Below are 12,107 nucleotides of genomic sequence, written 5' to 3'. Positions count from 1 at the left end.
CTGGTGTGGACCAAGAGGATGAAACCGCAGATTGCGCAGATTCCGCGGATTGTCTTCTCTCCAATCTGCGGAATCTGTGCAATCTGCGGTTCCTCCCGGTGTTCTTGCAGAAGGTATGTGGGAGCCGACCCGACTCGGGCGATCGCTGTCGATCGCGCCGAGTGCTTTGTGTTGGGAATCGTAAGATCCATCGGCGCTCGATGGGCCGCGTCTACTCACGCGTTCTCGGGTTCGTTCGGCGACTACGTCTTGGGTTCGTTCGGCAGTGCCCGGTTCGTCCGGCGCATTCACGACCGATTCGTAGACGGTCTACTCCGTGACTAAGATCGACCCGAGTCAACGTCGCGATCTTATTGAAGGAGTAATGCCAGCATGTCCAGCCTGTTTCAACCGTACCACTTGAAAGATGTCGTCCTGCGAAACCGCGTGGTGGTTTCGCCGATGTGTCAGTATTCATCCGAAAACGGGTTCCCGAATGACTGGCACCTCGTGCACTTGGGGTCGCGGGCGGTGGGCGGCGCGGGGCTGGTGATCGTCGAAGCGACCGCCGTCGCGCCGGAGGGGCGCATCAGTCCCGGCGACAGCGGCATCTACCTGGACGATCATGTCGAGCCGTTTGCCCGGATCGCGCGGTTCATGAAACAGCACGGCGCGGTCCCCGGGATTCAGATCGCCCATGCCGGCCGCAAGGCCAGCGCCAACAAGCCCTGGGAAGGGGACGACCACATCGTCGCCGCCCCGCCGGGGTGGGAGACGATCGCGCCGTCGGCGGTGCCGTTCGGCGGGAACCTGACCAAGACGCCGAAGGAAATGTCCGTCGCCGACATCAAGCGGGTGCGGGACAACTTCGTCGCCGCCGCCAAGCGATCCCTCGCCGCCGGGTTCGAATGGCTGGAACTGCACTTTGCCCACGGCTACCTGGCGCACGAGTTTTACTCGCCCCTGTCCAACCGCCGGACCGACCAATACGGCGGGAGCTTCGAGAACCGCATTCGTTTCATCATGGAAACGTTTGCCGCCGTCCGGGAGGTCTGGCCGGCGCGGTTCCCGCTGACGGCCCGGCTGTCGGTCACCGACTGGGTGAAAGAAGGCGTCACGGTGGAGGAATCGATCGAACTGACCAAGCGCATGAAGGCCGGCGGTCTCGATCTGCTCGACGTCAGCCACGGCTTCAATACGCCGGACATCTCGGTGGTGCCCTGGGCACCAGGGTTCATGGTGAAAGAGTCGGCGCGCATCCGCCGGGAGACAGGGATTGCGACCGGTGTCGGCTGGATGATCACCGAGCCGAAGCAGGCGGAGGAGATCGTCCGCACCGAGCAGGCCGACCTGGTGTTCCTCGCCCGCGAACTGCTGCGCGACCCCTACTGGCCGTACCACGCGGCCAAGGCGCTGGGCGTCGAAACGGCGTCGGACATTCTGCCGGTGCAGTACGCGCGGGCGGTGAGAGACCGATGAAAAACGAGCGACCGGCCCCGGCCGAGGTGTGGGTGGCGAGGCCGGTCGCAAAAGTTCGGATCTGAGGTTGAGGCCCTCAGACTGTAACGGAGGCGCCAGCGTCGGACGCCTTGAGCTTTCTACCCTTGTCGACCACCAGTCGGCCGTTCGGCCCCTTGGCGATCGCGTAACAGGGCAGGTCGTCGTCGGCGGGTCCCTTGGTGACTTTGCCGTCGAGGCCGAAGCGACTGCCGTGCTTGGCACAGACAATGCTCTCGCCGCCGCCATGGGACTGACAATTGGCACCGCGATGCGTGCAGATCGCGCTGACCGCAGAGACCGTGGCCCCGCGCCGGACGACAATCACCCGGTCGCTGGCAATGAACTTGTCATAAGCGCCGTCCTTCGGAAAGTCGGACGGCACGCCGATATCGACCGTGCCGGTCTGATGGGCCTCGGCGTCGACCGGATTGCCGGACTGCGACGCCGTGGCGTCGGAAGACGAACTCTGACAGCCGCCGATGCATCCGAAAGCCGTCAGTGCGACGCCGCCTACGAATTGTCGTCGATTCATGTTCATGGGGTTGCTCCGAAAGAGAAGAGTCGAGCATCGAACAAAGAGGGATGGCGCAATGCCTAGAAGTAGTAGCCGACGATGACCGAGGCGCGGTACTGGGCCTCGCTGCGTTCGCCGGAGATCTGGTAATCCACGCCGGCGGTGACCCAAAGATTCGCCGACGGGGTCCAGCTCATGACCGGCCCGGCCCAGATGAGGGTTTCTCCGTAATGTCGCCATTCGGCGTAGGAGCTTTCGGCGGAGATTTCGGCGCCCACGCGAAGGTTCTTCGCGACGCTGTAGATGCCGCCGAGGGAGTTGATCAGCGTGCCGGCGGTCTCGCGGCTGCCGCCGCTGTAGAGGTTGTCGATATCCGTGCCGAAGCCGAGGTTGTACGCGACGGTGAGCTTGTCCCAGTCTTTCTGGAGGACGAGGAACGCCTCAAACCCGCCGGCCCCGCGTTCGCCGACGGACGCAACGCCGATCACGCTGATGCCGATGGGATCGACGATCGGGTTGGTGAAGTAGTACTGGCCTTCGATGGCGCCGGAGTCGAAATGGAAGCTGCTTCCTTCCGACGAATCCTGGTAGACGTACGCGCCTTTGACGCGCAGCGAGAACTTCTCGGTCAACTGGAACTCGAGCTCGTGCTCCATGCCGAACTCCTTCTGATGCGGGTCGTCCAGCGAGTGCCAGAGCGCTTCGAAGGTGTTTTCCAGTTCGACGGTGCCTTTGACTTCGGGATACCCGTCTTCCACCAGCGTGAATGGCTTGATCGCCATTGCCGGCGCTGCCGAGAAAAGACCCAGGGCCAGGCCGCTCAGCAAGGCCGAACGTTTGATCAGATTGCGAGTCATGGGAGTCTCCAAAGGGCCGGCGGATTCAACTCCGTCGTCGGCCGGGATAACGGATCGTTCTTCCTACCGCTCGTGACCAAGGGACACCGAGCCGGTATCCCACTTGGCGCCCTCGGTGATCCATCGAACGAGGGTTTCGAGTTCAATTGGCGTAATCGCGTGCTTTTCCTTGGGCGGCGGCATCACCTGGTCCGGGTCGCTGCTGCCGACACGGACAATCAGATTGCTCTGGCGTGCGTCGCCGGGCTTGTAGAGGGGGCCGTCCGTGCCGCCCTTGAGGCAGTACGCTTCGGTATCAATCCTGAGCTTGCCCTTGCTCTTGTCGGCACCGTGGCACGCGACGCATTTCGCCTGAAGAATCGGGAGCACGTCGCGGGAAAAGAGGACGGACAGCGTGTTGTCGGCGGCGAGCGGTCGCGTGGTCGCGGGCGCGGCGGCGCTCGCAGCGGCATCGGCGGACGCCGAGCCTCGAATGCGCACCTCTTCCGTGCCGCCCGCGATCGCCAGCATGTGGGCGAGATTGTTGGGATGAACCAGTTCTCCGCCGACGTGGCCGACCCATCCCGTCACCGCCGCCAGCACGACGACCGCGGCCTGCCAGCCCCGCTGCCCCGCCGACGGACGCCGCACGCGAAGGGTTGCCCAGGCAAGGATCGCGACCGAAGCGATCGCGACGGCGATTCCACCCCAGCGATGCAGAAAGATGTCGCTGCCCCGGTCGAACGGATCGACATAGCTGCCGTCTTTGGTCGGTGCCCACGCCCAGCCCGCCAGTGCGGCGAGTACCGCGCCACCGGCACCGACCAGCAGGCACGCATACACCACCTGGACCGAAAGGTGCTTGCCTCGGAGCAGCGCCCGGAGCATTACAACTCCCGCAGCGACCGTCAGAAGCGCGATCGGAAAGTGCACGATGATCGGATGAGTCAGCCCCTGGGCGTACCAGAGTCTTTCGGGCAGAGGCCTGGCCGACAGTAGCAGACTGAATGCAATTGATGCAAAGATCATGTTCGCTGCGCCGTAGGGTGTACTGTCGCTCCGAGACCGGACAGGGCCGGGCTCGATCAGGCCGCTTCCACCGGCATGCCAAAAGTGCCGCCGGACGAACCGGCTATCCGGTAAGACGAGGAAGACCCGCAGGTACGGTGCGAACCAATCAACAGAACTGCGAAATTCTGGCAAAGCGGGAAAGTCCGCTGGGGAATGGAGCGACGCCGTCGCGGAAGAACGATGAGCGACCGAGGCGTCATGCGACAATCACTGATCGGGGCGTAATACGTTTGACGATAAGTGGCAGGTTCTAAGGCGACCCCCGGGGCCGGTCGGAACTTTACGTACGCGGCGACGTCTGAAGGTTGCTGCCGGACCTCACAGTGTGGCGCGAGTTCCGAACAGGTGATCGGCGATGGCAGGTCCGATGGTTGCGTTTGATACTTAAAGCGGTTCTCACGTCGGTGGAACGGGTTGGCAAAATTGTGGTGCGGGCTTCAGCCTGCACCACAATAAGGCCGCCACACCGACCCGAGATCCGAGTCTAGAGGAAGCCTATGAACATGATCCGATCTTCGATCGTTGCGTGCGTTCTAGTTGCTGGTCTGTCGGTCGTGATAGCCGCGGCCGCCGACAAGCCGATCGTCAAGGAGAACCCCGCTCGCGAGAAGCGCGAGCTGCTGTCGTCGCACCGGACGGTGGCGAACCTGGTCGCGGTGGAAGACCGCAAGTGCCGGGGACTGACGTCGCTTTGCCCCGATCAGTGCGGCCATTCGGGCAAGTTCGCGTCATTCGCGATCGTCGCGTACCTCGACTATCAGAAGCCTGGCAAGTACGGCGACCCCAAGGGGAAGGACTTCATGTTTCAGGTGGAAGACAACCACAAGAAGCCCAGGATCCCCACCGAGCTGGCCGGGAAGTTGGCCGACCTCAAGCCCGGGGACTATGTGCTGCTCGATTGGAACCATGATTACGTGACCCGGACCGAGGCCGGCGGCGGATCGACGTCGTCGCCGGAACGGCCCGTCGTCAAGCTGGAGAAGATCACGAAGGAAGAGGCCGACAAGCTGGCGAAGGGAAAGTAGCCGCGACAGACGAATCACCACGGAGTTCATCATGAGGCGGGCCCCTCACCGAGAGGATGAAAAGTAAACCGCAGATTGCGCAGATGTCGCAGATTGCCTTCTCCCAAGTCTGCGAAATCTGCCAAATCTGCGGTTTATCTGACCATGTCGGAGCAGGCACGGAGCAGATGGCCGGTATTGATTTCGTGCTATCGGCCGGCTGTTGTGGTTCAATGTCGGGACCGCTCGAACACAGGAACCAACCCGGAGAACCGTGAGCAAGACCGCCACTTGTGAATCGCTGGAATCACGCACGCTATTTGCCGCCACCGGCACGCGTGATCTGCTCTACGTGAACGTTCGGTTTTCCGACCAGACGTCGTACCCGCTTTCGACATCGGCCGCGACAACCCAGGCCCGCGAAGCGACCGACATGATCGAAAACTTCGCCGCCGGGAATCTTAGTTATACGTACACCGTCAAGTCGGTCGCGCTATCTAAGACTACGGCGTACTACAAGAGCGGCGGCACGAGTAAGATCGCCGAAGACACCGATGCCGCGCTGCGGGCCACCGGGTACAGCACCACCAAGTTCGAGCACATCAGCTATCGCTTCGCCGGTGTTTCGGGGTCGGCGGGACTCGGACAGGTTGGCGGGAAACGCATCTGGCTGCGGAGCAACGCATCGACCGTGCTCGCACACGAGATGGGCCATAACCTCGGCCTTTATCACTCGAGCCTGGCCAACCCGAAGGGATCGAATCCGTTCGGCTCGTACGACAAGTCGGAGTACGGCGACGTCTTCAGCAACATGGGCTACGGCGGATCGAAGGACTGGTCGGCCGGGCAGAAATATTTCCTGGGCTGGCTCGGCGGAAGCCGCAGCAAGTTCGTCGACGCCGCCAAGGCAGGCACGACCACGGTCGACCTGACCAGCCATGACGACGCGACCAGCTACGCCTCAAGCAACACGTACCTGGTTCGCATCAAGATTTCGTCGACGACGGTGTACACGGTCGAGTATCGCAAAGGCCTGGGCGGCGTCCTGATTCACCGCACACCGACCAGCCTCACCGGCGGGCTGCTCCTCGACGCAACGCCATCGACAGAGACGGCGTCGGACGCGGCGTTGAAGTTCGGCAAATCGCTCACCGATACCCGCAGTTCAGGCTCGGCCGACGATGTGAAGATTTCGGTGGTGCAGAACGGATCCAAAGCGAAGGTAACGGTGAAGATCGGAGGGTAGGCGCGGGTCGAACGCGGCGAGACGGGCCGTCGTCGGCACCGGGCAAGTGCGGCATGATGCATCCTTGGGCCCAGCCGAGATCTCTCAGTTCATCGCCACTGCTTTCCAAGGCGTTGACTTCGTCGAATCCAAGGAATCCGGTACTTCGCGAGTACCCTGAGACGCTGGCATCGTTCGCTCGAACCTTGACTCATCGCGCGGCGCCGGGTGTCTGGACCGTCCGCGCACTGATCAGGAAGTAGACGCGCTGAGTATCCGCCGGCGGTGGATCGAGAGCACCGGCCAGCGTTTCCGGCGACGGCATACCGCCCATCAGGAGAACCTGGTCCGTCGGGATGCCGAAGTGCGATTCCAGGCGCGTGGAGTCGATCGTCGGACGATCCACGACCAGGTTCGATCCCTCCGGTCGTCCCGGCCACGCGATTCGGTCGATGCCGCGAAGCTTGTCGACGACACATTCAGCCAAGATGCCCACATACTTGTCATCAGGATCACCGTGCGCTCGCAACTTTAACGAGTACCCGGAGGACACATCGTTCGACACCGGCTCATAGCGTCGGCCGCCTGCGGCTTCCTGGATCATTCGATAGTCCTGCACGGTAGTGACGACTTTCTTGTTCGATACTGTCGCAAGCTGACCGCTGTAACAGAGTACCCGCGGCAAGGCCGCGACCATTGCGGGATTGAGGCGCGTCAACGATTGCTGCAATTCAGCCGCCTGCGCGACAGACAGCAATATCCCCGCCGGCACTGAAGGAGATCTCGGAACACCTGACCATGGCGGGTCGCTCCGCGGGTCTTTGGACTTCGGCGCGGGCTTCTCCCACTTTGCGAGCACCGCCTCCATCGTCTTCTCCTGACATCGCAGGATTCGGACTTCGGTGGAAACCTGCAGATATCGACGCGAACGAAGCGAAGCAAGCAATCGCTCGATGTCGCGATGCCCTTCGGGCGTCTGGCGAATGACGAGTTGACCGAACAGCGAACGGATCGTCGCGAAATCGCCGCCTTCCTCTTTCCATGACCCCGGGTCGACCGTTTCGCGAATCAAAGCAATCAAGTCCTTCACCACCTCCGCCTCGGTCGGCGATTGAACACCGCCGTCGACAGCAATTGCATCCGGCTGCGTTGCCGGCTTTGTTGTTGCCGCCGATGCGGCCGGCGGCAGAACCTCCGAAGGCACAACGACAGGCAAAGCGGCGTCGGACTGCGGTGTGAGCAGGTCGCGAATATCGTAGAACTTGGATACTGCACGCCGTGGAATCAGGTCGCTGCGCGGGCCGATGACGATGATTCCGTCATCAATCACATACGTCAGATGGCACGTGGGCGATGAGATGCTGTCGAGAACGATCGTGAGCGCTTTGGAGAACTTGACGTTGTACAACCGAACGCTGACCTTCTCGTTTCTCTTCAGTCCACCACGTTCGATCGCAGGCCAGATCGGAAGGATGTCGCAACCACTCACGTCCTTGAAATACTCGACGACATCACTGAACTCGATATTGTCCAGTCTCAACTCGGGAAGCTTGCGCTGAAGAAGCCGTCCGGTACGCTCGTCCGCCGGCTCCAACGGCATGTCCGGCGGCGGGTCAGTGAGATAGGGGAGCACATCGAGCGTCCGCTCGGGCATCTGCGTCAACGCCTCGACCATCCCCCGGGCAAACTCGTTCTTCGGATCCATTTCGAGCAGCCATGCTGTGACCGCTCTCGCTTGGCCGTATTCTTCTTGAGTCACCAGAAACTTGATTGTGGCTGTTAACTCCTCTCGAGTTGCCGAACTCAGGGCGGGACGCGTTGAAGGCGATCCCTTACTTTCTATTGCCGCTGGAACCGGGCCCTCCGACCGGACGGCGCATCCACTGAAGAACAGCGAGCAAATGGACAATACGAAGATTGCCCGCCGGACAAGCCTTAACGCGGTGGCCCCTCGATAGCTCATGCACAAAATGCTATACGACGAAGCGGGATCGTTCGAACAAATTGTGATAACCGAATCCCGGGGGCTCTTACTTCCCCTTCCACTCCAACACCTGCCCGTCCTTCAGCAGGCGTTCCTTCAGCTTGGCGTAGTCCACTTTCTGCACCGGCACGTCGGCGTCGATCGCGAAGCACGCCGCCGTCGCGGCCGACTGGCTGGTTGCCATCAGGACCGGCTCCATGCGGATGCTGCTGAACGCCGTATGGCTCGCCGACAACGCGAACGTCACGTACAGGTTGTCGCACTCGGCCTGCTTTGGGGTGATCGCGGCGTAGCCGATGGGGTAAGGCGGTGCCCCGTCGCGGCCGCCGGCGGTCTTGCCTTCGCGGATCACCACGCCGTCTTTCACGATCCGCCGGATCTCGTGCGTGTCGGTGCCATAGGAGCCGAGACTGACCGAATCGGCCGCGACTTTTTTGCCGAACGTGTGATGCTCGGTGAGGACCAGGTCGGAGACCATTCGCCGGCCCTCGCGGACGTAGATCTGGTGTGGCCAGCCGCCGTTGTCGGTGAACTCGTCGCGCGGCAGGCCGAACGTTTTTATCTGCGTTCGCACCTTCTCGGGGACACGGGGATCCGTCGCCAGAAAATGGAGGAGGCCGCGATGGTAGTTCTCGTGAGCTTTGGCGATCTCGGCTCGACGGGCGTACGTCGCCTCCGGCCATTCCCAGCTAGCACCGGGGAGATTCCCGCCGAACGTCGCCGTGTTGAAATCCCACTTGTCGTTCGGAAGCGGATCGTGCTTGCTGAACCAGCGGAGGTCCATGCTGTCGCCATGGGCGACGCAAGCGGCGATGAACCGCGCGACCAGCTCGTAGGTCCTGGGATCATAGTGGGCCGGCGGCGTGATGGGCAATCGATCGGCGGCGGTCGTCAGGCAGAGGCGATAGCAATAAGCCTGCACGCCGGGCGCGGGCTCGCCCTGCCTGCCCGGATCGCCGGCCTGCAGAAGCGGGAGCAAACCGCTGTCCGGCTTGCCGGGGACAAGGTAGGGATCAAGCGGGATGTCGCGGTCCCACACGCCCTGCCCGCCGGGTACACGGCCATTGGCACCGGGCTTCTTGTGATCGTTGCGGGGCTTGTATTTGTCGGTGTAGTGGATGCCGTTGTAGGTCTCGCCGTACCTGACGTTGCCTTCGCGTTGCAGCGTGTACGACACCCCCGCCGCCGCCATCAGGTCGCCTTCGTAGGTAGCGTCGATGAAGACACGGGCGGCGAAGGATCGGCCGTCGTCGGTGGCGATCGACCGGATGCGCGGCCCGGCTTTTTCGACCGACTTCAGCCGGGCGTCGAAGTGCACCGCGACCTTCGCCTCGGCGAGCATCTGAAGGAAGAGCTTCTCGGCGGTATGGGGCTCGATCGAGTACGCCCCGCCGGTCGCCGGTCCACCGGTGCTTTTGAACGGCTGATCCCATTGGAGCGTCTTACCGTACGAGGCGACGAGGCGGGTGAAGTATTCGCGGGCAATCCCGCCGACGGTGCGCGGGTCGCCGATGTCGACGGCGCTGAGCCCGCCCGCGGTCATCCCGCCGACGTGCTTGCCAGGCTCGACCAGCGCGACGCGCTTGCCCATCCGACAAGCCTGCACCGCCGCCGCGACGCCGCCGGAGGTTGCGCCATAGATGCAGACGTCGACGTCGGTACGACTGGCCGCAGCCCGTGTCGCATCCGCCGGGACGAGGATTGCGAGGCAACAACCGAGCACAAGGAGGGACAAACGCATGAGAGGTCCTTCGCGCATCAAGGCCGGGGTTTGCTCACAGCATTCTGATGGAACTTTCAATGGTGCTTTGAGTCAAGAGTGTTATGCGGAACCCAATAACGAGCATCATGATCGGCACCCTGCTGTTGTCAGTCGTCGCGGCGTTCGCAAAGGACGTCACCCCCAAGGCCAGGGAGCGAGCCGATGCCCTCAAGGCCGACGTCACGAACTTCTCGCTGACGCTCCGGTACAGCGGCCAGCAGGACAAGCCTTACTACACCGTGACGCTGACCACGGCCCCGGCAAAGGAAAGCGTGCCGTTTGACCTGCATGCCCAACTGACGGCCGCTCAGGCGACCAAGCTCATCGATCATCTCGCCGTCGAAGGTTTCCTCGACGCGGCGATCGACCAGCGCACCCAAGATGTCAAAGCGCCCAGCGGACCGCTCTATACGATGACGGTCAACGGGGCGAAACACGAGTGGGTGGAGTACCTCCGCTTCGACCTGGCGATGCTCAAACGCCTGGACGCCATCCGGGCGCAACTCGACGGCGAACCCGGGCGGGCGATGCAGTTCCTTCTCGACCGCATGTCGGGGCATCGACGGGAATGGGAGAAGAAGTGATCTGAGGGGTTACCGCCAACGCCCTACCCGGCATCGCGTCCCACCTTGCTGGTGATGTCCCACCGAAGGCCGACGGGCTTCGCCCACACCAACAGTCGCCCGGCCGGTCGGAAACGGGACGAGAAAAGCTTGCACTTTAGGGCCACCCTAATAAAATACGTACTTGGAAGTGGGTGGGTTGCTTGCTCCTCGCTCGTTCATGAGCAGCGCCGGTAGGAGTTCCAAAAGAACGGTCAACAGAATGTTCGTCAGCGGGAAGCGATGCGATCAATCGTACCAACACTGATTCTCCTGAGCGTTGCGGCGGGATGCGCCAGCGCGCCGCCGAAAGCGAAGGCCCCGCGCCAGCTGCCAGAGCCCGCTACTTTCCGTATCACGGGCACGCTGACGGCGAATCTCACTCCGCAACTCATGGCGCAGACGGGTTTGCCGCAAACGATCAAAGTTTCCTTGGAGGCGAACGCGCGCTCCGAAGCGCTGTCGGCCGAGCCGTTACGATCTCGGCACGAGGGCCATATGAAGTTGACCTTGACCGACGGCGAGGGCAAGCAGTCGCTGGCCAATGTTGATATCAGTGTAGGTGGCGATTCCGACGGCTCGCCGACCGAAGGGCTGGGACAGGCAATCACACGCTACTTGGATGCCGCGTCCATGATGGCTCGCCCTATTCCCCAGTCCGGCGGCCCGGCCCGCTGAAGAACCAAACGCTGCAATGGACGGGCGTCGATGCCGAGGAGTCGGCCCTTACTTCGTGCCCTTAGTTCTCCAGTAGTTGGAGCTGTCGATGAGAAATTGGTCGTTTTCCGTCACTGGACTCAATCTACACCGAGTAATGACCTTCTTTGTTTTCGCCCTCCTGATATCGGCGCTGACGGTTGTTGCAGAGAGGCTCGGTGGTGCTGTCGGAAAGTTCGTGCTGGCCGCGGCCGTGCTAACAACTTATGGGATCGTTCGTTGGCGGCGGCAGATTTCGAAGAATCAGAATGAGCAGAACGGAAAGTGGGATAAGCACATATAGCTCGTTGTCGTGTTTCGTGATCGCACTCCGTTCCAAGGACGGCCGGGTCCAAAGCGAGGAAGCCCCGGGGGCCAGAAAATGGTGGGCATCACACTTGAATGAAGAGGCCCGAAGAGACTGCCATAGATGTTTCAGACGACCACAACGACCGCGGGGACTCGTGGTGAAATCGAACTTGAGATGGCACTCCCGCAAGGATTGTCGAACGTACCGGCAGTGGAACCGGCCTTACGCCAAGACCGATCGCGAATCCCCGTTGGGCGAAAAAAACGAATTTCCCAAATCAAACCCATTGGCAACCGGTTGAACGTTGATTTTGACGTCGTGGCGTGGGTCGGCGGTGGTGGGCGTCGTTGGCTTTGCCGGACAGGATGGGTTGGCTCGGAAGGGGAACCTCGGTGCTTTTTCTGGCGGGTTCGGGCATCTGGTCGGTCGATCCAGTTCGATCGCCGGCGGCATGGGCGAAGGGGTCGCATAAAATCGCCTAGATTTCCGATCTGCGATTCCCTAGTATCCCCGTACTTCGCCTGCCGAATATGGTGGCAACTCGCCACGTCAAACCTTAATCTGTTTCCCCCGCGGATTGCATCGCGCGCACTGCTGCGCGTCGCGGCTAAGCTTTTTGGTTCG

General features: G+C 62.0%; 10 protein-coding genes. 5 read left to right on the top strand and 5 right to left on the bottom strand.

Annotation, left to right across the window (positions count from 1 at the left end):
* The first annotated feature begins 372 nt into the window (after positions 1 to 372).
* Positions 373 to 1,458: an NADH:flavin oxidoreductase/NADH oxidase gene (locus tag IPV69_RS25550; protein ID WP_206292560.1), complete on the top strand. Its 1,086-nt coding sequence runs from the start codon at positions 373 to 375 to the stop codon at positions 1,456 to 1,458.
* Positions 1,459 to 1,534: 76 nt separating this feature from the next.
* Here IPV69_RS25550 and IPV69_RS25545 read toward each other — a convergent pair whose 3' ends face one another.
* The 3 genes from IPV69_RS25545 to IPV69_RS25535 all read right to left on the bottom strand — a co-directional run bounded on the left by IPV69_RS25545 (position 1,535) and on the right by IPV69_RS25535 (position 3,858).
* Positions 1,535 to 2,017, bottom strand: a complete 483-nt coding sequence (locus IPV69_RS25545) for a Rieske (2Fe-2S) protein (protein ID WP_206292559.1) — start codon at positions 2,015 to 2,017, stop codon at positions 1,535 to 1,537.
* 56 nt (positions 2,018 to 2,073) lie between these two features.
* Positions 2,074 to 2,850 carry a hypothetical protein gene (locus IPV69_RS25540; protein ID WP_206292558.1) on the bottom strand — a complete coding sequence of 259 codons (777 nt, stop codon included), beginning with the start codon at positions 2,848 to 2,850 and terminating at the stop codon, positions 2,074 to 2,076.
* Positions 2,851 to 2,913: 63 nt separating this feature from the next.
* Positions 2,914 to 3,858, bottom strand: coding sequence for a c-type cytochrome domain-containing protein (locus IPV69_RS25535; protein WP_206292557.1), 945 nt, complete (start codon positions 3,856 to 3,858; stop codon positions 2,914 to 2,916).
* 539 nt (positions 3,859 to 4,397) lie between these two features.
* Between IPV69_RS25535 and IPV69_RS25530 the strand changes: the two genes are divergently transcribed.
* Together IPV69_RS25530 and IPV69_RS25525 are read left to right on the top strand one after the other, a co-directional pair.
* Positions 4,398 to 4,925: a hypothetical protein gene (locus tag IPV69_RS25530; protein WP_206292556.1), complete on the top strand. Its 528-nt coding sequence runs from the start codon at positions 4,398 to 4,400 to the stop codon at positions 4,923 to 4,925.
* 253 nt (positions 4,926 to 5,178) lie between these two features.
* The gene (locus IPV69_RS25525; protein ID WP_206292555.1) at positions 5,179 to 6,150 is read left to right on the top strand and encodes a zinc-dependent metalloprotease family protein; all 972 of its coding nucleotides are present in this window, start codon (positions 5,179 to 5,181) and stop codon (positions 6,148 to 6,150) included.
* A 190-nt stretch (positions 6,151 to 6,340) separates the two neighbouring features.
* Here IPV69_RS25525 and IPV69_RS25520 read toward each other — a convergent pair whose 3' ends face one another.
* Both IPV69_RS25520 and IPV69_RS25515 read right to left on the bottom strand, forming a co-directional pair.
* Complete coding sequence (locus IPV69_RS25520; RefSeq protein WP_206292554.1) at positions 6,341 to 7,834, bottom strand: hypothetical protein; 1,494 nt, start codon at positions 7,832 to 7,834, stop codon at positions 6,341 to 6,343.
* A 325-nt stretch (positions 7,835 to 8,159) separates the two neighbouring features.
* Positions 8,160 to 9,854 carry an FAD-dependent oxidoreductase gene (locus IPV69_RS25515; protein WP_206292553.1) on the bottom strand — a complete coding sequence of 565 codons (1,695 nt, stop codon included), beginning with the start codon at positions 9,852 to 9,854 and terminating at the stop codon, positions 8,160 to 8,162.
* Between the two features lie 107 nt (positions 9,855 to 9,961).
* On the opposite strand from IPV69_RS25515, the gene IPV69_RS25510 reads away from it, so the two are divergent.
* On the top strand, positions 9,962 to 10,459 hold the full coding sequence (locus tag IPV69_RS25510; RefSeq protein ID WP_206292552.1) for a hypothetical protein: 498 nt from the start codon (positions 9,962 to 9,964) through the stop codon (positions 10,457 to 10,459).
* A gap of 261 nt (positions 10,460 to 10,720) precedes the next feature.
* Complete coding sequence (locus IPV69_RS25505; protein WP_206292551.1) at positions 10,721 to 11,155, top strand: hypothetical protein; 435 nt, start codon at positions 10,721 to 10,723, stop codon at positions 11,153 to 11,155.
* The last annotated feature ends 952 nt before the right edge of the window (positions 11,156 to 12,107 follow it).

It is taken from the genome of Humisphaera borealis, from assembly GCF_015169395.1.
Lineage (GTDB): Bacteria > Planctomycetota > Phycisphaerae > Tepidisphaerales > Tepidisphaeraceae > Humisphaera > Humisphaera borealis.
Note: the sequence above shows the minus strand (reverse complement) of the source record. Positions and strands in the feature narration are given on the sequence as shown.